Below are 22,876 nucleotides of genomic sequence, written 5' to 3'. Positions count from 1 at the left end.
TTTATTTGTGATTTTTAACCCAAATATAAATAAGGCACGTATTGTTAATTCACTTATAAATAAGGTCAAAAAACCGCTTTATGTTATTGCTCATCGCGTTTGCTGTTCTGTCTATTGGCGTGTCTTTTTTATGCTCTATTCTCGAAGCCGCATTGTTATCAATCACTCCGAGCTTTATTGCAAAACAAAAGCTAGACAACCCTCATCGATATCAATCACTTAAAAAACTCAAAGATAGAATCGATCAACCCCTTGCCGCTATTTTAACGCTCAATACAGTCGCCCATACTGTCGGCGCAGCAGGTGTCGGCGCCCAAGTTACTATCGTATTTGGTAACGGATACCTAGGTATCACTTCAGCGGTGATGACGATTTTGATTTTGTTGTTGTCTGAAATCATCCCTAAAACCATTGGCGCTCAGTTTTGGCGACAAATTTCAGTCATCTTGCCTCCCGTTCTCAATTTTCTAATCTGGATTCTCAAACCATTTATTTGGATATCAGACAACATTACCCGCATGCTTGGCGGCAGTAATACTGAAGAAGATCTCAGGACTGAAATCAAAGCGTTATCGTCACTTGGCGTTGAGTTAGAGCACATTGATGAGACGGAACACCGCACTATCACCAACATATTAGACTTACACACCATGAAGGTGCGTGATGTTATGACACCACGTATTGTGTGTGAAACGCTCAAGCCTGACATGTCACTTGAAGACATTCGCAACAAGGTGACAAGAAGCCAGTTCTCGCGCTTTCCTATTCTTGATGAGGATGAAGCACCGCTGGGCATTTTATTTAAATCTGATCTCATTACTGTTGAGAATCAAACCTGCGCCTTAGACTTTGCTCGAAAACCAAAAGTTGTCGTCAACAACACCAGCTTAGAGCGATTGCTCACACAACTCATTGAAGAGCAACACCATATGTGTCTTGTGTACGATGAATATGGTTCTTGGCAAGGTGTGATCACCATGGAAGACATTTTAGAGACAATTATTGGCCGTTCAATTTTGGATGAAACCGACCAAATCGCCAATATGCGCCGCTTTGCTCGTCGACGTTGGGGGAAGCTGAAAAAGCATGTGAAAGAGGCCCAAGTTTGAGTATTCTCCAAACGCGATACCTGTATTTCTCAGCTTACCCTTGTTGAGGTTACACCTACAATAGCTTTGGCGCGAGCTGCATAAAAAACCTTTAAAAAACAATAATCATTGCCTATAGTGTCGTATTCGTTACGTAACAATGTCAGATGCATTTCGCACCTCTGTCGTATTGCAGGAAAGGGTCTACTGCTAACTTAATTGGCAGTTAGCAAGGAGACCCTAAATATGAAAATGAAAATAAATGTTCACACTCTAAAAAGCCTTCGCGATAGCCGCTGTTACTCACAAGAGCAACTCGCCATGATGGCAGGATTAAGTATTCGCACGGTGCAACGTATAGAAGCCAAAGGTGTTGCTTCGCAAGAATCAGTGAAGAGTATTGCTGCAGTGCTTGAGGTTAGTTGTGAGCAACTATTAAGCGCCCCAATAGAGCAACACAGTGACACCATTGGCAGCCTCTCTCATGAAGGCTCGAGTGAGCACAACAACCAAAGCTCTGGTACCAAAAGAGATAAGAACCAGCTGTTAATGTCGTTATTGTTTGTGATAGCGGCAAATTGCTTTGGCTTTTGGGGCATTTATGATGCCTATACAGCTGAGCGCATAGACACTGAGACCATGGAGCTTTTGAAAAACACAGTGTCGCTTGCGTTGCTGTTTTCAGTAAGTGTCCTAGTTTATAAAGGCTACAAACGCGGACTGTTCAAATAATCCCTTTTTTCTCCTTGCTAACACCCATTAAATAAAAGGAGAAAACCATGTTAAACAATAAATTAAATATCAAAATCATCATTAAAACAATCACCGCATTTTTGCTGTATGTCACTGTCGCGGGCTTAGTGTTAGTACAGATGTGGCTGCCTGAGGGCGTGTCACACCAACAAGCGATGGCCATGGCAGAAGTTGATATCGGATTGCAAACTCAAAGCATGTTTGCGGGGCTCATTGGTTGTTTACTTGTTGGTGCAATGAGTTCAGGCTGGGGAACAGCAAGTGGATACAAAAACACGCTGGTGTGTGGCATGTTGCTCACATTATATGGTGTACTTGGCGTATATTTACATCCTCAACATGCGTTGTGGGCACAATATATTAAAGTATTGATGCCCCTCCCCATCGTATTGCTTATGGCAAGTTTGCTTTGCGCTTGGCGCCAAGGTGTTGCAAAAAACGCATAATAAAGTCTCTCAATACTTCATCCAGACGTTATCACGATACAGATAACGTCTCTTGCTGTTCATGCGTAACGTTTTATGAAATTTAACGGCAAATCTCGTTCATTCACCGACATTTGATTATCAGCGGTAGTGAAATAAGGTAAAAATGGCGCAACTTTGCGAATTTAGGAGAATAAAATGTCGCGTATTTTTACTTTAAATGCCATTGCAGCAGCTACTTTGCTAAGTGCCAGCGTGCATGCAGCTGACTTTAGTTTTAAAGGCCACAGTGGCGCTAAAACGCTCGTTGTTACTCAAATAAAAGGCCAAGCCTTACCAACAACGGCTTTTGCAGAGCAAACCGCATCACAACTTAGTAAAGCGGCGGCGGCAGCACGCTTTGATGCTAGCCAAGGTAGCACTTTGGAACTTCTTGCGCCTGTTGACTCTGATTACGAGCGTATTTTAGTGGTAGGCCTTGGCGAAAAAGACGAGCTAAACGCAGCTAATATGGCCAAACTAGGCGGTAATATCCACGCCAAGCTGCAAACATTAAAAGCAGACGTTGTCGATGTATCGTTCGCCAATATTGAAGGCCAAATCAATAATGCTCAGCTAACAGCGCAGTTCGCTCACGGTGCCAACTTACGCGACCATAGCTTTGATGTGTACAAAAAGGACGCTGTAAAGACCGCCATTAGCTACCATTTTGCTGTAGACGATGCACAACGTGCAGCGCAAGCATACTCTGCCCTTGCTCACATTGAACAAGGTGTATTTTTAGCGCGCGATTTAACCTCAGAAGTTGCCAGCGAAATGACTCCTGTAGACTTCGCAAACGCCGCAAAAGAGCTTGAGAAATACGGTGTTGAAGTAACAATTCTAACGCCTAAAGAACTTAAAAAGTTAGGCATGGGGGCGCTTGAAGGCGTAGGCCGCGGCAGTGAGCATGGTGCACGCCTTGTGGTGGCGCACTATAAAGGCTCAGATAGCGCACCCATTGCACTTGTCGGTAAAGGTATCACTTTTGATTCCGGTGGCTATAGCATCAAAACAGGCGCATCTATCGCGCGCATGAAATCAGATATGGCTGGCGCAGCAGCGGTACTTGGTACTGTCAAAGCCATGGCACTGAGCAAAGCAGAAGTAAACGTTGTGGGCGTGATGGGTATGGCGGCTAACATGGTGTCACAAACAGCCATTGCACCAGGCGATGTTTTGCGTACTGCAGAAGGCTTGAGTGTTGAAGTGGTTAACACAGATGCTGAAGGCCGTTTAGTTCTTAGCGACTCAATGTGGTATGCCCGCGAGTATTTCAAACCTCAAATTATGGTCGATATCGCAACGCTTACAGGGTCAAAAGTGCGTGCGGTGGGCAATCGTTACAGCGCTATTTTTTCTGAGGATGACCAGCTTGTAAGCGAATTTACCGCAGCAGGCAAAGTGGTTAACGAAAATGTATGGCGTTTGCCACTTGGCTACAAAGATATGCTTAAATCTGACATCGCTGATATCAAAAATATCGGCTCAGGCGGACCAGGTGCGACAACAGCAGCATCATTCTTACAGCACTTCGCCGGCGACACTCGCTGGGTGCATATTGATATGGCGGGTAATGCCCTTGCAAGTTCAGCCAAGGGTGAAGTTAATGTAGGCGGTACAGGCTATGGTGTGCGTTTATTAAGTGAATGGTTGTTAAAGACCAAGTAACGCAAGTTAAAAAGGTGACCTATTGGTCACCTTTTTACTCAGTATGAGGTCTTAAACTAAGTCCTCAGTACCCACAATGAGCCAAGGTGCATCAGCGCTATTTTTGCGCTCAAGATGCCAAATTTCATTGATAGGTTCTTTGGCGTTTTCAACTTGGTCAAAATATTGGCCGCTAAAGTGTACGCTGATAGCCCAGCAAGTTGGTGATGTACTCGCTCTTACAATTCGGGCATCCACAAATAACACCTCGGTTTTCACCTCACCTTGCTCAGCGCGCAGTGCTTGAAACTCATCCACAAGCTCTGGACAAAGGTATTGTGCAATAACATTAAAGTCGCTGTTATTCCATGCACGTTGAATAGTCACATAATGATCTTTGGCAGCATTTAAAAAGCCTCGCTCGTCAAAGTGTGGCGGCAAATCCATAGGAATGATTGATTGTGCATGTACTGAGTTGCTTAGGACATGAGATTGCACGCGCTCAGGCGCCTGGTAATGTGCCCCATGAGCAGATGCCATCGCTGGTCTCACGTGTTGTTTACGCATCATGTTAGTAATGAGTTTAAACAACATGAAACCGATGCCTGCAAATAATAAAATTTCGAGCAATTGTATGCCTTCAAAGTCATCGCCAAGCATAGCTGCGATTAACCCGCCAGCCAACAGCCCGCCAAGTATCCCGCCCATTATTCCCTTTTTGGGCGTCGTCTTTTTTACGACACTCGTAGTATCCGTTGGTTGTTGTTGCTGCGTAGTTTGCGTTTGTTCTGTTTTACCTGTGCGTTTAGCACCAAATTTCTTACGTGCTTGTGCGTCAAAACTTGCTGTAAGCAATACACTTAGCAGCGTAAAAACCAGTACCCAGTACTTCATGATAACCTCAAAAATAAATGCAGGCGGCAGTGTATATAAAGTTAACGCCAAGGCAAGTAATACTGGGCCTTTGATATTGCGTTTGCGTGGTTTTTAGACGATTTACCCTTAGCAGATACGCAAAAAGAAAAAGCCCGCACGATGCGGGCTTTATAACGATAAACAGCGTTTATCTTATGGCTTTTCAAAAAACAGTGGTTTTCGGGCTTTTGCCCCCACCTCTGTCATTGTTTGCGCATCAAATAAACGGCCATTAATCATGGTGTATTGCACCTTATCCGACATACGAATGTCACTGAGGATATCGCCATCAATCACGATTAAATCAGCTAATTTACCTGCCTCTAACGAACCTAGGTCCTTATCCAGGCCAAGTGTTTTTGCAGGATCAATAGTCGCTGTGCGGATCACTTCCAGTGGCGTCATGCCACCTTGAGCGAACATCCACATTTCCCAATGTGCCGCCAAACCTTCACGCTGACCGTGTGCGCCAACATTAACAAGCACTCCTTGCTGTTGTAGCTCAGCCGAAACACGCGCATTGTTAAAATGGTTGTAATGATGCTCAGGCGCCTTGGTACGGCGCATAGAACGCGGTAATAACTGGTTCTTAGGCACAAACTTGCTTAAGCGTGGATGATTCCAAACATCCGTTTTATCGTACCAGTAGTTTTCACCCCAAATACCGCCATACGCTACACCCAGAGTTGGCGTATACGCTACATCACTTTGCGACCACAACTGGCGTATATCATCATAGATATTTGCCGCAGGAATTGAGTGCTCGATAGTCGTGTGGCCATCAACAACCATGCTCAAGTTATGCTGTAACAATGAGCCACCTTCAGGCACAACCATCATGCCTAATTCACGCCCTGCCTGAACAACTTGCTGGCGTTGATCACGTCGTGGTTGGTTGTACGATTTCACACTAAACGCACCCACTTTTTGCAGGCGCTCAAGGTGAAACTTAGCATCATCCAATGAATCTACATGCGAGGTATAACCGGGCATGTTCGCGCCATACAAGATGGTGCCTGTTGAGAAAATACGTGGACCTACGATCTTTCCAGCTTTTTGCATCTCACTGGCTGCAAAAATCTCAGTGGTATCGTTACTCGGGTCATGAATGGTTGTTACACCTAACGCTAGGCCAGCAAGGTTTTTCCAGTTTTGCTCTGGAATTATTTCATCGCTGCCTTGAGCGCCATGTGCGTGCGCATCGATGATCCCCGGCATAATCGTTTTGCCTGACACATCAACTACTTGAGCATCATCTGGGATAGCCACATCAGCCTGTGCACCCACCGCTTTGATGTGCTTGCCATCAGTCAATACCACACCATTTTCAATGACTTGTTCGCCATTCATTGTGACAATCTTGGCACCGACAAGCGCAATCATACCTTTAGGCTCTGCCATGGCTTGTTTAAAGCCAATGTTTTCACCGCTTTGAACTTTAAAATCAGCCTCTTTATCACCCTTGATGCTAAAAATACCATCAAGCGATGCATGATAAAGCTCAGGACCTAAGCTCCAGTAAAGACGGTCACTCGCACCACTCCAGCTAATATTCTCACCAGCACGCACAGATAGCTGCTCTACTGGGAATTGACTGTCTTTAGGGCCAATGTTGATAGTTTTACCGCGCTCAACAAATGGCGTGACGAATACTTTAAAGCGCTCAGCGAACGCTAAATACTGACCATCTGGAGAGATTCTAAATTCTGTTGCATGCTTTGACTCGTACAACTTGCGTACTTTTTTACTTTCAAGCTCAACGACACTAAAGGTCGGCTTAGGCCACGGACTCATTACATAAATACGGTCGTTGTCTTTACCAAACTGAGGCTGATAACCCTGCTCGGTAATCAGCTCCGGCTTTTTCGGTTTATCAACATTAACCGCGTAAATACCTGGTTTTAGTGACCACTCTGGCGCTAATAAGCTACTACCTGATGACTTTCTAAATACCAAGGTTTCGCCATCTGGGCTAAATGCAGGCTCAACATACTTGCCGGGCTCACTGGTAAGCGTATCCCCTCGGCCAGAGCGAGCTGACACTACACGGACACTGCCCTGTTCTTCGTCATCCCATGTCACATAAGCGATTTGCTTACCATCGCGTGAGAACGTTGGGAAAAACTCAAAATGTTCATCTTGGCGTGTTAGACGTTTTATTTTACCTGACTCCAAGTCACGCTTGTAAATGTGCCCCATGGCTTCAAAAATAGCCGTTTCCCCATCAGGAGACACCTGCACATTACGCAGCATTTTTACGTCAAACTCTTGGGTATCCAAGTCTTGGGTAAATCGTAACGCCTTTTGAATCGATTTAGTTGTTTGCACTTCAAATGCAATTTCTGAGCTCTGGGCGCTGTTCACATCTAATTTGTGAATTTTACCACCTGCCCAAAATACCAATGACTTATTGTCAGGAGTCCAGGCCATGGTTGGATATACGCCGTGAATCGCCCATGTCTCTTGCATGTCACGCTCAAGCTTGTCGTACAGCTTGGTTTCTTTACCTGACTCCAAATCATATAAATACAGGGTACTTTGGAAATCATCACGCTTGATGTAGGCCAAGGTTTTACCATCTGGAGATGGTGTTGGACGGATAGCACCACCCGCACCACTTAGAATGGTTTCAATCTCGCCTGTCTCACGGTCGTAACGTTTAATTTTGTAGATCCCTTGCACTGAATCTTTTGAGTAGTGGAAGGTTTTGCCTGGTGTTGCATCTTGTGAGAAATACACGTAACGACCGTCTGGAGAAAACGCAGGTTCTCCCAAATCTTTTTGATCGTTAGGACGCTCAGTCAGTTGCACACCTGAACCACCCGCTTTGTGATACATCCACACTTCACCCGCGCCTAATGAGCGACTCGCGGTAAAGTGTTTACGTGCAACAATGAAATCCCCATCTGGACTCCATGCAGGGCTATTTAGAAGACGAAAAGACTCTTTAGTCACCTGAGTTTGCTCTGACCCATCAGGGTTCATGATCCAAATGTTATCGCCGCCACCTTGGTCCGATGTAAATGCGATATGTTTGCCATCTGGGCTAAAGCGTGGTTGCATTTGCCAACCGATATCAGTGGTAAGCTTAGTAGCTTTACCTCCGCTAATTGGCATGGTGTAAATATCACCTAGCAAGTCAAATACGAGAGTTTGACCATCTGGACTGACATCAACGTTCATCCAGGTACCTTGAGTTACACTGATTTTGGCATCAACAAACTCACCTTGTGGAGCGTCTACTTGCCACTTTTTATCATCTTTTGTGTCGTCTGCATGAGCCGCTGGTAAGGCAAGTGAAATTGCCAACGCCAACGCACTGTAAAATGGAGTCTTCATAGGATTCTCTAATTAGATTTACTTGTTATCACTGCCTACTAAATCAAAAACAGCGAAAAAGTGAAAGCGCATTGGGGTTAATGGGCGAAAATCAGAGATGGAATGATAGGAACACGACTGAAAAACAGTATTAATTACGCCAGTACCAAGATGTATAACGACACTGACGCATTACCTCTAGTGCTGAGCATTGTATCGGTTACATGCTCAGCACCGATTCATGGGCGATTAGAAATCAAACTTAAGCCCAAAACTTACCACATCGACGCCGTCAAACTGTTCATAAGACAACTCCGCAGCAACACCATTAGAGAAGTTATAGCCTAAGCCACCACCTAGACCGAATTCCCACTCGTCTTCAGTCGCTGATGCACCATAGCCTGAAGCTTTCACTTCAACGTTCGCGTACGAAGGTGCACCGTATAAATACATACCATTATCGAAGTCATACTGCCCGCGAAGAGACAAGGCCATGAAGCTTTCAACTTCAACTTTAATACCGTACAAATCGTCATCACCTAGACCGGTACCTAAACGAAGTTCAGGCATGAAGTAAAAGCTGTCTGATGATTTGAACTTATATCCTAGTGAACCAACAAGCGCATTAAGGCTTATTGAATCGCCGCCTTCGCTATCAGATAAGTTTACATACCCAACACCTGCTTGCCAGTTTGCCTGTGAAGCGAATGAAGTACCTACTAATGCTAATGCAACTAATGATTTTTTAAGCATGTTATTTCCCTTTGAAAAGCCACATAGTGGCAACATATTTTTCTTTATTTTTTGTACAGGGAAGCTCGAGAACAAAATAGTAGCTTGAGAGGTGCTGTCGAAGGTAAAAGACCGTTAGCCTTACAACTAACTCAACACTTCCTTTTGTAATTTAAGCCTTCCCTGACTCATTCACAGGCAACTACTCTTTAGATAGTTTCGCCTGAAATTCGGTGCCTATAATAACACTAAATGCACTTTTTAAAACAACAAAAATTGCCACTATACATCTGATTTTTATATTTATTATGTGGATAAAATAACATACTTACCACCGCTGCCACTGACTTGGGTCAAACTCATAGTAATCCTTGAGAATGTTGAATAACTCGGCATCGAATTGGCGCATTTCGTGCGGTTTTTCGATAAAGGTTTCGGTTGCCACTGCGAAAAATTCGGCTTCATTGGTTGCACCGTAACTATGCATCACGTGAGGCATGTTGTAGGCAACATGGCTTTTTAATTTGTTAAAAGCACGACTAAACACCTGTGCCCACCGTTGATATGCTTTTTTCGTTAGTAGCTGTGGGGTGCCATTGGTTTGCCCTGTAACTTGATCGAGTTGATGGGCAAACTCATGAAATACAAGGTTATGGCCATCCCCGGGAAGGCGATTTCCCTCCAGCACATCTCGCCAGCTCAACACTAAGGTGCCACCAGGCCAAGACTCGCCCTCACGGATCACTTGGTGATAACTGACAAGACCAGCCACGTCGCGTTGGGTAACATTGGCGTAGTATGCGCTCGGGTATAAGAGGATCTCTTTCACATTTGGAAATAATGGCCAAGGCTTATTAAGCATCAGTAAACACGCATCCGCTGCCACAATCAGCTGCATCGCTTCGTTTACTTGCAAACCATCGCGACCTAAAAAGCGCTTCTCTCCCAAAAACCAACAAATATGGCGCTCTAGCTTTTCCCTGTCTGCATCTGTCATCGCCTTATAAATTGGCATAGCTCGTAACAATAACTGGCGTTGTTGTTCGCTTAAGACTGCACTTTGGTACTTTCGCTGCCAGTAATAACGCCACAGTGCTTCTTTTCTCCAGTAAATCGCCGCAAAAACGATGAGCAGCGCAATTAATACCGCATTTATCATGTGTTAATTCCTTGACATAGTACTTAGTACATATGACCCTTGGCGCTGAAAATCAATCTCAATAATACAATTGCACGATTTAATTTATAGCTATGGCACTTCCCATCCACACCTTAGAGCACGACTTTATCAACGCCATTGGCCATCACAACGTGGTTGTTCATGCGCCTACTGGTAGTGGGAAATCGACCTGTTTACCGCTTTGGGCCGCGCAATCTAACAGAGTATTAGTAATACAACCTCGTCGCATCGCCGCAACTTCTTTGGCCCAGTATCTTGCGCAACAAAAACATCAACAGGTGGGCGAAGAGATTGGTTACGCTATTCGATTTGAGGCGCACTTAAGCGATGCAACCAGAGTCGTTTTCGCTACTCCCGGTGTAGCATTGAGGTGGTTCTTTGAAAACGGCTTGACCGATTATAAGGTGGTGATGCTCGATGAATTTCATGAGCGCAGATGGGATACTGATTTACTCTTAGCGCTTTTAAAGCGCGCCAATAAGCACCGCTTAATCGTTACCTCCGCAACCTTAGCCAACAGCAACCTTGAACACTATATAGATGCACACACATTGCACAGCCAAGGAAGCATGTTTGATATCGAAAGTCGTTATCTCTGTGCTGATATGCAAGCCATGCCGAGTCGCCATGACCTTGCACTGCGTGTATATGACGCATGTAAGCTGGCACTGAGCGACACCCACGCGGATATCTTGGTTTTTCTGCCCGGGCGTGGCGAAATACAAGAGTGCATAAATCACTGTAAAACATTACCAGCGCGCTGTATTGCCCTGCATGGCTCAAGCCCTATTCATGAACAGCAGGCTGCGATGCACCTGAGTGAACAAAGACGCATTATTTTTGCCACTAATGTGGCTGAAACCTCATTGACCGTGCCGGGTATTGAATGCGTCATCGACTCAGGGCTAGAACGACGGACGCATCTTCGCAAAGGCAAAACCGTACTTGGCCTTGACGCCATAGCCAAAGATTCCCAAAAGCAGCGAAAAGGTCGCTGTGGGCGAACAGCTCCCGGGGTGTATATCGCCTTATTTGGTGAGCACGCCCCATTGATGGCTCACACACCAGTGGAAATTGAGCGTGAAGCACTTGATGAACTCGTGCTGGCCAGCGCCTGTGCCCAAGTGAGTATTGATGATTTAGACTTACTTACAGCCCCGCCGCAATCGAGCTTAAATAGAGCAAAGCAAACACTTCTTGCGCTGGGCGCCATAGATGACAAGTGCCTCGCAACAGAGCTTGGCCGCAAGATTTATCCCCTTCCCGTGGATGCACAGCTTGGCTATTTAATTGAGTCTATGCCCAACTCCACATTGCGCCAAGCCATGATCGATTTAGCCAGCGTGATCATGACCCCAGCACAGCTTTACGCTATGCCAAACAGTGAAACGCGTGAACTTCTAGGCGAAACATTGGGAGAGCAGTATCAAAGCAGCGATATTGCTATGTCCATTGCCGCCCTCAGACTCTGGTGTGAAGACACGCTCGATATTGATGAAACAGCATTAACAGAAGCGCAAACCTACAGCAATTATTTACGCCACCATTATCAACTTCCCGAATTGGCAAAAAGCGCGCGGTTTGATTACGAGGCCCTGCTTGAGGCTATTGCCTATGCCTTTCCTCAGGCGATTTTTGTGCGCAAAGACAACCGTCGAGGTGGCTTTGGTAATGGTGAACTGGAGGTGCGCCCAGCGAAGAATTCATTATTAAATGAGCAAGCCGATGCGGCGGTCGTGTTATCGACTTTCTCATTAGCTGGCAAAGGTAAAAAACACGCCGATACTCTCGCGACCTTGTGTGCCCCCATCAGCATACACATGGTGCGCAAATGCGCACCATGTAACGAGCAAATCACTGCCTTCTATATCTGCAATGATACGCAATGTGACGATTTATCCATACGCGCTAAAGTCACATACACTTATGCTGGGCGTGAGTTAGCGACAGATGATATTGCTATTGATGAAGGCCACACCATTGAGGCTGTGGTAAGCCTTATATTGGCTGGCAGTTTATTTCCTTCCCTCGCTACACAAGTGAATCAAAGTCTTGCTTATCACGCACTGTATTTGGACTATCACAATAAAACACAACACCTACCTACTGCCTATGAGCATCTTCAATCACAACTGCGGGTGTTGGGCGTACAAAACCAAGAAGATCTTGCGCTCATTGATGATGAAGATTTGTTCTACCACGGAATTGATGAATGGGAAGCACACGACTTTGTTGAGCGCTTTCCCTTGCAGGTAGAACTACCGAGTATGACCTTGAAGATTGAGTACCACTTTCGAGCCAAGCGCGTGGTAGCACATTATCACAGCGGTGATAGAAAAGACCCTCCCAAACGCTGGGAGTTACCCAATTGGTCGGGCCTACAAATTCGCTACAAAAAAGCCAGTAAAGTGGTGGATATTCGCTAGCTGCAATCACTCGAGAAGCCAACTATGCGATTACGACCTTTGTTCTTTGCTTGATACAAGGCTGTATCAGCGTTACTCAGTAAACGGTCGTAGTTGGTGGCAGAATTAATATCGGCCACACCGATGCTGATTGATACGCTTAAGCGCTCGTCTATATGTGTATAATCATGATGGTGTACTTGAGTACAAATACCTTGCGCCCAGTGCACGGCATGAGTTTCTTTGACATGGGGCAGCAATATCGCAAACTCCTCCCCACCCCAGCGTGAGAAAAGCGCCTCCGGCGGTAAGTTTTTGGCGATGACGTTCACTACTTCAATAATCACTTTATCACCGACAAGGTGAGAGAACTGATCATTAATCTTTTTAAAGTGGTCAATATCGATGATCAACAGACTCAAAGCCTGACCTTTTGCTTTTGCCGCTACAAAATGTTCAGTGAGCCATGCATCAAATGCTCGGCGGTTTGCTATGCCGGTTAATTGATCATGAGTTGCTTGGTGAGCAAACGCTTCGGCCTGCTCAGCCAGTACTTTAGTTTGCTCAGCAACCCTTTGCTTTAATCGTGCTTCACTGCGCTTGAGATGGTAAAAGCGTAACCTGTAGATAAGTACAATAAGCAAGCCGATAACGGTAAATAAAGCGACTTTAAAAGGAATGGTTTGCCATACTTTTGGGGCTACTATAAAGCTGATTTGTGCTCCATTTTGCTGCCATGGACCATATGGGTATCGTGCTCTTACTTCAAATTGATAATGCCCAGGTGACAAGTTGGTATATTCGGTAATGGCAAGGTTGCCCCTATCAACCCATTGCTTTTCATAGCCCTGTAAACGAGTTTGGTATTCAATACGCTCGGTCATAACAAAACCCAAACCTGCGTAGGCAAATGACACGCGATTAACATCTGCGGGCACACTCACCGCCTTATCTAGAGCATAAGGTTGCAACTGGCTGTCAAATTGAATGGATTCAATGCTAACAGGCAACGGCGTATCCGCCATGCGCGTTAAGCGTTTTGGATCCACCATCACCGCGCCCCGCGCAGTGGCAACCCAAATTGTATTATCATGATGTCGCAAAGCGGGGTATTGAGAGCCACCATTAGCCTGTGAGCTCAACATGCCATCACCTTGGTCAAACATCGAAAACTCTATGACTTGTGTGGTGTCACTCAGACTCGCCAACACGGCATCGCGCGCAACTCTTATCACCCCTCGGTTACTGGTAAGCCAAAAGTGATCAAATTCATCACCCACCACAGCAAATATCTTATCAACGGGAAGCCCTTGCTCTTTGCTGAGCTTGGACATACTGAGCGTTTTTAAGTCAACATGCACAAGCCCTCTGTCTGTGGCCATCCACAACGACTCTCGCTCAACTAAAAAGCCAAATGCATACTCAGCATCAAAATAATCAGACAATGCCATATCAACGATGGTGTCAGTCTCGCTGTCGATATAGGCCACCCCAACCCCTGTGCCTACCCAAATACGCCCGACACTATCTTGAGCAATCGCCATGATAAAGTTGCCAGGTAGTCCTTGTTTATCCGTTAATATGGTGCGCTGGCCGTCGGCCCTTTGATGCACCAGTCCTGCGGCAGTGCCTATCCATAATGACCCATCTTCTTGCTCATAAATAGCGCGGACTTCGTTGCTGGGCAGACCATTGCTGCGATTATGTAGTGGCGTTATTACTCCATCTTCGAAATACAGCAATCCATTCGTGTAGGTGCCCACGTAAATACCGCCTCGGCGTGAACTTGTCAGACTCAATACCGAGATTGTCGAGCCATCGCTCATCCCTAAAGGTTGGGCGGTATTGCCTTGATAAAGATTCAGGCCGTTACTGGTGCCGATGTAAAGGTTGCCATCTGTATGACTGAGTAAAGTGCGAACATAGTTACCCGATAACCCGCGACTTTGGGATAACGTCGTAAACGGCGCTTGGCGCAAACGAAATAGGCCGGCGTTAGTGCCAATCCATATACTGTGTTCGTTGTCTTCGAGTAGAGATAAAATACGGTTACTAGGTAAGCCGACATTGGCATCGAGCTTTTCAATGCCAAACTCACTGTAGCGAAATACACCGTTATTGATTGTGCCAAACCAAATATCGCCGCGATAATCGAGTAATAACGCCGAAATAGGTTCGTTCTTAAGTGCGCTATCAAGCAACTCAAAACGCCCATTTTGCAGCCGCCAAAGCCCCTGTTCGCAGCCCACTAATAGATTGTTATTGCTATCAAGAGCCAGCTTGTAAATCATCCCTGTTAGCGCGTTGGGCAAATTATCAGGCGAGATAAGTTCACCCTCTTCATAGGCATATAACCCATGACTTGTGGCAATCCAGATGCGGGCATCCTGCTCAATAATATGATAGGTACTTAAAGAGCTCAGTAGATGTTGCTCTTGCTCGGCGTCTCGTCTTATCACGCCGTCATCTTCCAACGCTAACCACAGCACACCATCAGAGGCTCTAAACGCATAGTTAACCATATTGCGCGCGGGCGACAATGATTGCCATTGGCCATGCTGAACCACGCTCACCCCACCGCGAGAGCCTGCTACATACATTGCCTGCGAGCGAGGTTCAACACTTAAGCTGCGGATGCCTGAATCAGGTAGGCCGGTTTGCGTACCACGCGTAAACAAAGTGAAGGCACGGCCATTAAAGCGCGCAACGCCTTCCCATGTACCCACCCAAATGTAGCCGTCTTCGGTTTGTGTTAACGCATTAATACTGTTGTGAGGTAGGCCATCACGGGTATCCCATGTTTCGGCAAAGTAATGATTTAAAGGAATATTTTCAACGCGAGTCTGCGCATATGAAGAGAGTGAAAAGCATGAAGCAAGGCATGCAAAAAAACTTAGTAGATAGAAAGAAAAAAAAACCCGCACCTTGCTCATCAAACACTTTTATTATTGTTGTTATCTTAACGAATTATGAACATACACGTTATGCACACAATAGACAATTACAAATGCCTACCTGCTCACGTACCTAAAAACGTATGTCGTACAACTGTTTTTACGCTAAGTATTTGTCAGGGTTGAGAAACTTTTCTTGTAGTAGTTGTACAAAGCGAGCCACATGTAAACCGTCAACAAGCGCATGATGGACATCTATAGACAGCGGCATACAGGTTGACTCTTTGTCGTATTGACCAAACACCAGTTTGGGTATGCCATTGCTAGCACCGATGCTGCTCGCATGTGAAAAGGAACTAAAGTTGAGCCACGGTAACACCGACACATGAATGAGATCACATTGCCCTTCTGTGCGTGCAAACGCGTCACTAAACAACGGATCGTTTAAGGATCGTTCGCTTTGCTCTTGGTGGTGATAACGATACTCAGAGAACGACTGCGTCAGTTGCAAATAACTAAAGCGAAATGTTTCGTCCGCGGCCAATTGCACCACACTCACACGGGGCTTGTGACAATGCACCGGATGGTCATTTTCAATACGTAAGCTCATCGGCCGGTATTCACTGGCAGTGATGTGAGCGAGGTAAACGTAAGCTAGAAAAAAGGAAAGATTGTTATTTTTACAGTATTCGTACAATGGCCATGCTTTGAGTCGAATGCACACGTTGAAATACGGGTTTGTGAAATTTTTATATAATTCAAAGTGTTGTTTACGCTCCCAAGCGTGCAAGTCTAAGGGTGAATAAACGAGTGACGAAGGTTCAGTCATGGTCATTACACAAACAAAAAAGGCATGCCAAAGAGCATGCCTTATTCGTGCTATTTGCGCAATAAATTACGCCATCAAAATCATAGGCCGTTAGCGATGATTTCTTCTGCTAGCTCATCAGCAACAACGTGCGTTGATACCTGCTCAACGTCTGAACGTTTAAAGATCTCGATAAGCGTATCGTAAATCCCTTCAACGTGCTTCGTAGCTGCCTCAGCACAGTAGCCTTCTTCTTTTGTTTCGTAATAAACATTGATGATACCACCAGCGTTGATTACGTAATCAGGTGCATAAAGAATACCTTTTTCACGGATGATTTCACCGTGGCGAGGCTCAGCTAGCTGGTTATTAGCACAACCTGCAATAATGTTCGCCTTAAGACGCCCAATCGTGTTGTCATTCACCGTAGCGCCTAACGCACATGGTGCATATACATCCACATCAAGGTCGTAGATTTCATCGATGCCTACCGCAGTGGCATTGAAGTCATTCACTACGCGCGCTACCGACTCTTCGTTGATATCAGTTACGAAAAGCTCAGCACCTGCATTGTGAAGGTGTTTACACAAGTCATACGCTACTGCGCCTAGACCTTGGACTGCAACTTTAACGCCTTCAAGGTTTTGGTGACCATGCTTGTGCTGGTAAGCCGCCTTAATGCCTAAGAATGTACCTAGAGCTGTGAACGGTGAAGGGTTACCGCTTTTACCTTCAAGACCCATTACGTAATTGGTCTCTTGGTGCATCATCATCACATCACCTGTGGTGATGTTTACATCTTCTGCTGAATAGTAGCTACCGCCTAAGCGCTCTAGCTGCTTACCAAAAGCACGGAACAAGGCTTCTGATTTAATCGCTTTAGCATCACCAATGATCACAGATTTACCACCACCGAATGGCAGACGCGCTACTGCATTTTTATACGTCATCCCTTTTGATAAACGTAAAACGTCAGTTACTGCATCTTCATCACTGGCATAATTCCACATACGACAGCCGCCTACAGCAGGTCCTAGCTTGGTGCTGTGTACAGCAATAATGGCCTTTAGGCCTGACTCTTTATCACTGCAAAAAACCACTTGCTCGTGGTTATCGAAATCAACTTGATTAAAAACAGCCACTTTTATTCTCCGAACTTGTTACCCTGACACCGGGTGCGCTGAAATTGCCGCAGACTCTATCACTAAGTAATCGTCCTGACCACCAAAACAAATGATAAAGTCGCTCACACTCCCCTGTGCGAATATATTTTCCATGTATAAAATTGTAAATGCATGATTTATTCACTATGTGTGATTAAATAAACATTTAAAACCAGTTAATTGCAACGAGCGAATATAACTTATACCTATAAGGGTGACGTTGACGTTAACGGTAAGCGTAATGTAAATATTTTAATACGCGAATGGGAATTGTCGAATGGCTGACAAGGCGGTTCGTTGCGCTACGTTACGCCACAAACCGCCTAACTGGTCAGAGTAGATAAGATTTATTGTTGTGTGTATTTCGCCATCCAAGCGAAGACTTCTTCGTACCAGTGTTTTAAATTCTCAGGGTTACGGATCCAATGATTTTCATCAGGATACACCACCAGTCGCGAATCAATGCCTTTACGTTGTAATGTAGTAAACGCGCCTAGGCTTTGTGCATAAGGTACACGGTAATCCTTCAAACCTTGGGTGACCAACATCGGCGTTTGCCAGTTTTGTACGAAGTTCGCCGGATTGAACTTGCTGTAATCTGCGTCTTTTGCCCAAAACGGCCCGCCCATCTCATGTTCAGCAAACCACAACTCTTCGGTACTTTGATGGAAACTTGGCATATCAAACAAGCCAGCATGATTAACCAAGCAATTAAAGCCTGTTGGCCAATTACCCGCAATCCAGTTCATCATGTAACCACCATAAGAAGCACCGAGTGCGCAGCCGTTCTCAGTATCGAGCCATTTATAATTGCTGCGCACAAATGCCAGACCTTGTTGCAGGTCTTGCAGCGGTTTTCCACCCCAATCGCGGGAAATAGAATCTGTAAACGCTTGGCCGTAACCAACAGAGCCATGGAAATCGATCATCACAACGCCATAACCTTGTGCGGCCCACAACTGGGCATTCCAACGACTGTGGAACATGTTGCCAAACGAGCCTTGTGGACCACCGTGCACTAAAAACGCCAGAGGGTAGCGCTTATTCGCCTCAAACTGTGCAGGTTTTACCACATAACCATACACCGTCTCATCACCGGCTCCTGCGAAGCTAAATTGCTCAACATCACCGAAAGTGATATTGGTTAGGTTATCCTTGTTGACCTCGGTCAATTGCGTCAATCCTGCGCCATCGAGGTTCATGCGATAGAGCTCTTTGGGCGAGTTTAAGGCATGGCGTGTAAACACCAACTGTGAAGGGCTCACATGCACGTCACCCACGTAGCCATCGGCAAATAATGAACGCACATCACCAAACGCAGTGCTTATCTCGAACAAACTTGTTTGCCCTAAGTCTTTCGCTGTTGCGTAAATCGCTCGGCCGTTGGCACTTAAGGTAAAGCTGCCAACACTTCTATCCCACTGCTGGGCTAAAGGCTTATGCTCACCGCTGCGCAAGTCAATCAATTGCAAGGTGAATTTATCAGACTCAAAGCCCGGTTTGCTCATTGCTTTATAAGCCAGATAACGGCCATCGGCCGAGTACTGTGGGCTTGAATCCCATGCGGTGTTGCTCTGGGTAAGGTTACGTATTTCACCACCAGTTACAGGCACTTCAAATAAGTCGAAATTGGTGCTCCATGCATTGTCTTTGGCTTTGAGCTTGGCGCTAAATACCACCTTTTGCCCATCAGGACTAATGGCAACCTCTTCCATGCCGGAAAATGGCTTAGCTGGCACATCAGTTTGCCAGTTTGGTGTGATATCTTTGGCATCGGTTATCAACTCCCCTGTCATCGCGGCGCTGAATAGATGGCGTACCTTCTCATCATTCCAATGATCCCAGTGACGCACCATCAAATCGTCATACACCTGGGCAGTATGTTTAACGTTCTGCTTTTCTTTGCTTTTTTCAACAGAGCACACCAGCGTGTCGCACTGTGGGTAGACATCAAAGCTCACCACTAAGGTCTTGTTATCTGCACTTAAGCGATAGCCTTCAATGTCCAAAGGGAAATCGGTGATTGGTCTTGCTTCACCGCCACCTAGTGGTAAATACCACAGTTGTTGTGAGCCACTGCGAGAAGATAGGAAGTAAACACCCTTATTGTCTGCTGCAAAACTCACACTGGACTCGGTTTTACTATCAAAAGTTAGACGTGTGGTTTTATTACTCGATGGCACATCAGCAAAGCCGGTGTTTTGCATTTGCACACTTTGTAAGTACAGATCACTGCCCTTTGGCGTTTTGATGCCATAGACTAAGTTAAGACCATCACTGGATACTGCAACACTATGAATTTTTTTCAGATTGTTGAGCTTATCAACACTCAGTACATCTGCGTGTGTGCTAAAGCCGACACTCAAGCCCGCAAGGGCTAATGCAAGGCGTGTAGTTGTTATCATTTTTCTTACTCCATATAAAAAAGAGCGCTGATGCGCTCTTTTTCAACAATGTGCGCATTATTTTAATGCACTGTCTAATTCTTCAATTTTCGCTTTCCAGATTGCCGGTCCTTGCGTATGCGCGTTAGCGCCTTCGCTGTCTACGGCAACCGTTACTGGCATGTCTTCTACTTCAAACTCGTAAATGGCTTCCATACCCAAGTCTTCAAAAGCGACCACGCGGGCTTTCTTAATTGCTTTGGCAACAAGGTACGCCGCGCCACCTACCGCCATGAGGTAAACCGCTTTGTTTTCTTTGATTGACTCAACAGTTGCAGGGCCACGCTCGGCTTTGCCGATCATGCCGATAAGGCCTGTTTTCTCAAGCATTAAATCGGTGAATTTATCCATACGCGTTGATGTGGTTGGGCCTGCTGGACCTACAACTTCATCGCCAACAGCGTCCACTGGGCCTACGTAGTAGATAAATTTATTTGTGAAATCGACACCTTCAGGCATGCCTTCACCGCTTTCAATCATACCTTGAAGGCGTTTGTGCGCAGCATCACGACCGGTCAAAATCTTACCGCTTAGAAGTACGGTTTCACCCATCTTCCATTCTTTGATGTCATCTTTAGTAAGCGTATCAAGATTAACACGACGCGTATCAGCACCGACTTCCCACGTCACTTCTGGCCAATCTTCTAGTTTTGGCGCTTTCAAATCAGCAGGACCTGAACCATCAAGAGTGAAGTGTACGTGACGCGTCGCTGCACAGTTCGGGATCATCACAACAGGTTTTGAGGCTGCATGGGTTGGCGCAGTCTTAACTTTAATATCAACAACGGTTGTTAGACCACCTAGACCCTGGGCACCGATACCTGTTTTGTTAGCGCGCTCAAAAATTTCTAGACGCAGCTTTTCTTCTGTCGTCTGTGCACCGCGTTCCATCAGTTCATGAATATCAACTGGGTCCATCAATGATTCTTTTGCCAGTACCGCTGCTTTTTCAGCAGTGCCACCAATACCTATGCCAAGCATGCCCGGTGGACACCAACCTGCGCCCATAGTCGGCAATGTTTTTTCAACCCACTCAGCCACATCGTCTGAAGGGTTTAGCATAACCATCTTAGTTTTGTTTTCAGAACCACCGCCCTTCGCAGCAATCATCACTTCTACTTCGTTACCAGCAACCAAGTCGATGTGTACTACTGAAGGCGTGTTGTCCTTAGTGTTTTTACGAGAACCAGCAGGGTCTGCAACAATCGACGCACGTAATGGGTTATCTGGATTAAGGTAAGCACGGCGCGTGCCTTCATCAACCATTTGTTGCACGGTCATGTCTGTTTTATCCCATTTAACATCCATTCCCACTTTAACAAAACACGTAACAATACCTGTGTCTTGGCACAGTGGACGTTTGCCCTCTGCTGACATACGCGAGTTAATTAGGATTTGCGCAATCGCATCTTTAGCCGCTTTGTTTTGCTCTTTGTTGTAAGCCTTTTCAAGTGCTTGAACGAAATCCAATGGGTGATAAAACGAGATGTACTGCAAGGCATCGGCAATGCTGTCGATGAAGTCTTGCTGACGAATAGTGCTCATAGTTCTTCCTTCATACTTAGTCGTGTATCACAAAATATAGGTTAAGCTTACACGACGACTCGGTGACGTGCGCACAGTGTGAGAGTGCGACTTCTGAAAAAGTGTAACTTATGATAACCTCCCAGCCCGTTTCGGGCTAGTTCTTCGAGTTGAAGATAATGACAAATTCGCAATTACACTGCATCAAGGTGTCAATAAAGGCACAACCGTGTGATGTTTTTAACCATTTTCACCATCTGAACGGGGCAACCTTCCTCGATTCGGCCAGTGATAACCATGTCAATAGCCGCTTTGACATTATTGCTTTTGCACCCAGTCAGTGGCTCAGTGTAAAAGACGGTCAAACACTGCTTAATAACTCACCCGTTAGCACCGATGTGTTTACATTAATGCAGCAGCAACTCGATGTGTTGTGTAAGCAAAAAGCACCGTTTGACCTACCGTTCAATGGTGGTTGGTTAGGGTATTTTGGATATGATCTAGGGCGCACCCTCGAGCGCATGCCTGAACTGGCACAAAACGATATCGACTTAGAGCAAATGCAGGTCGGTTTATACCTTGATGCGCTCATTTTCGATAAAGCGTGTCAACAATGGTACTACGTAGCTCAACCAAGTATCGATGCGGGTGCAGGCCTGCAAAAATACCTTAGTCAGCTAGATTGCCACGCTCAATCTGCATCCTTTACGCTCGCATCACCATGGCAATCAAATATGACCTATGAGTTCTATGCAGCGCAATTTGCCAAAATTCATGAATACCTGCTAAGCGGCGATTGTTATCAAATAAATTTAGCGCAGCGCTTTTGTGCCCAATTCTCTGGATGTGAGTGGCACGCTTATAAACGTTTGCGCGAGCATAATCGTGCGCCCTTTTCTGCGTTTATTCGCCTTCAAAACAGTTGTATATTGTCTATCTCGCCAGAGCGCTTTATCGAAGTGAAGAACAACAAGGTCGAAACCAAGCCAATCAAAGGCACCTTGCCACGCAGCAGCGACATCAATGAGGACAAGGCGCTCGCCCAACAGCTTGCGCACTCACCTAAAGATCGCGCGGAAAACGTCATGATTGTTGACCTATTGCGCAATGATTTAGGAAAAGTAGCCAAGCCGGGAAGCGTAAACGTTCCATCATTGTTCGCCATAGAAAGCTTTCCCGCAGTACACCACCTAGTAAGCACGGTGCAGTCAGAATTAGCAGCGGGAAAAACGGCCGTTGACCAATTAAAAGCAGCCTTTCCTGGTGGCTCGATTACTGGCGCGCCCAAAATCCGCGCGATGGAAATAATTGAGGAGCTAGAGCCACACCGCCGCAGTGCATATTGTGGTTCGATTGGTTATTTGAGCGCGTGTGGTGATATGGATACCAGCATTACTATTCGCACCTTGGTTGCACACAATCAACATCTGTATTGCTGGGCTGGCGGGGGGATTGTCGCCGACTCAGACGTTGAACTGGAATACCAAGAAACGTACCATAAGGTGAATAAAATCTTGCCAGTTTTAGAGTGAGCTTAT

Annotated in this window: 15 protein-coding genes; 6 read left to right on the top strand and 9 right to left on the bottom strand. The window is 45.7% G+C overall.

All coding sequences use genetic code 11. The features are described 5' to 3' along the window. The first annotated feature begins 80 nt into the window (after positions 1-80). From AAEU32_RS04140 to AAEU32_RS04125, 4 genes are all read left to right on the top strand, one after another. A complete protein-coding gene (locus AAEU32_RS04140; RefSeq protein ID WP_421969258.1) occupies positions 81-1,109 on the top strand; it encodes a CNNM domain-containing protein in 1,029 nt (342 codons plus the stop codon). 225 nt (positions 1,110-1,334) lie between these two features. Continuing rightward, the gene (locus AAEU32_RS04135) at positions 1,335-1,820 is read left to right on the top strand and encodes a helix-turn-helix domain-containing protein (RefSeq protein WP_421969257.1); all 486 of its coding nucleotides are present in this window, start codon (positions 1,335-1,337) and stop codon (positions 1,818-1,820) included. Positions 1,821-1,867: 47 nt separating this feature from the next. Next, positions 1,868-2,287, top strand: a complete 420-nt coding sequence (locus tag AAEU32_RS04130) for a hypothetical protein (protein ID WP_421969256.1) — start codon at positions 1,868-1,870, stop codon at positions 2,285-2,287. 177 nt (positions 2,288-2,464) lie between these two features. Continuing rightward, positions 2,465-3,976 (top strand): leucyl aminopeptidase, encoded by a 1,512-nt coding sequence (locus AAEU32_RS04125; protein ID WP_421969255.1) that lies wholly within the window; start codon positions 2,465-2,467, stop codon positions 3,974-3,976. A gap of 51 nt (positions 3,977-4,027) precedes the next feature. Here AAEU32_RS04125 and AAEU32_RS04120 read toward each other — a convergent pair whose 3' ends face one another. From AAEU32_RS04120 to AAEU32_RS04105, 4 genes are all read right to left on the bottom strand, one after another. Beyond that, positions 4,028-4,849 carry a Tim44 domain-containing protein gene (locus AAEU32_RS04120; protein ID WP_421969254.1) on the bottom strand — a complete coding sequence of 274 codons (822 nt, stop codon included), beginning with the start codon at positions 4,847-4,849 and terminating at the stop codon, positions 4,028-4,030. A gap of 174 nt (positions 4,850-5,023) precedes the next feature. Continuing rightward, positions 5,024-8,209 (bottom strand): amidohydrolase family protein, encoded by a 3,186-nt coding sequence (locus AAEU32_RS04115; protein WP_421969253.1) that lies wholly within the window; start codon positions 8,207-8,209, stop codon positions 5,024-5,026. A 228-nt stretch (positions 8,210-8,437) separates the two neighbouring features. Continuing rightward, complete coding sequence (locus tag AAEU32_RS04110) at positions 8,438-8,941, bottom strand: outer membrane protein (protein WP_421969252.1); 504 nt, start codon at positions 8,939-8,941, stop codon at positions 8,438-8,440. 307 nt (positions 8,942-9,248) lie between these two features. Further along, complete coding sequence (locus tag AAEU32_RS04105) at positions 9,249-10,079, bottom strand: M90 family metallopeptidase (RefSeq protein ID WP_421969251.1); 831 nt, start codon at positions 10,077-10,079, stop codon at positions 9,249-9,251. 92 nt (positions 10,080-10,171) lie between these two features. Here AAEU32_RS04105 and AAEU32_RS04100 point away from each other — a divergent pair, with 92 nt between their 5' ends. Then, a complete protein-coding gene (locus AAEU32_RS04100) occupies positions 10,172-12,526 on the top strand; it encodes a DEAD/DEAH box helicase (protein ID WP_421969250.1) in 2,355 nt (784 codons plus the stop codon). On the opposite strand, the gene AAEU32_RS04095 is transcribed toward AAEU32_RS04100, so the two are convergent. The 5 genes from AAEU32_RS04095 to AAEU32_RS04075 all read right to left on the bottom strand — a co-directional run bounded on the left by AAEU32_RS04095 (position 12,523) and on the right by AAEU32_RS04075 (position 21,359). Next, positions 12,523-15,429: a diguanylate cyclase gene (locus AAEU32_RS04095; RefSeq protein ID WP_421969249.1), complete on the bottom strand. Its 2,907-nt coding sequence runs from the start codon at positions 15,427-15,429 to the stop codon at positions 12,523-12,525. The genes AAEU32_RS04100 and AAEU32_RS04095 overlap by 4 nt on opposite strands. Positions 15,430-15,559: 130 nt before the next feature. After that, positions 15,560-16,228 (bottom strand): CatA-like O-acetyltransferase, encoded by a 669-nt coding sequence (locus AAEU32_RS04090; protein ID WP_421969248.1) that lies wholly within the window; start codon positions 16,226-16,228, stop codon positions 15,560-15,562. A gap of 80 nt (positions 16,229-16,308) precedes the next feature. Next, positions 16,309-17,349, bottom strand: a complete 1,041-nt coding sequence (locus AAEU32_RS04085; protein WP_421969247.1) for a Leu/Phe/Val dehydrogenase — start codon at positions 17,347-17,349, stop codon at positions 16,309-16,311. Between the two features lie 368 nt (positions 17,350-17,717). Further along, entirely contained in the window at positions 17,718-19,775 is a 2,058-nt protein-coding gene (locus AAEU32_RS04080) for a S9 family peptidase (protein WP_421969246.1), read from the bottom strand. A gap of 57 nt (positions 19,776-19,832) precedes the next feature. Next, on the bottom strand, positions 19,833-21,359 hold the full coding sequence (locus tag AAEU32_RS04075) for a fumarate hydratase (RefSeq protein WP_421969245.1): 1,527 nt from the start codon (positions 21,357-21,359) through the stop codon (positions 19,833-19,835). Between the two features lie 158 nt (positions 21,360-21,517). Between AAEU32_RS04075 and pabB the strand changes: the two genes are divergently transcribed. Continuing rightward, positions 21,518-22,870: an aminodeoxychorismate synthase component I gene (pabB, locus tag AAEU32_RS04070; protein ID WP_421969244.1), complete on the top strand. Its 1,353-nt coding sequence runs from the start codon at positions 21,518-21,520 to the stop codon at positions 22,868-22,870. The last annotated feature ends 6 nt before the right edge of the window (positions 22,871-22,876 follow it).

This window comes from Pseudoalteromonas maris (genome assembly GCF_049257235.1).
Classification (GTDB): domain Bacteria; phylum Pseudomonadota; class Gammaproteobacteria; order Enterobacterales; family Alteromonadaceae; genus Pseudoalteromonas.
The sequence above is the reverse complement of the archived record's forward strand: the minus strand, read 5'-3'. Positions and strand labels throughout refer to the sequence as shown.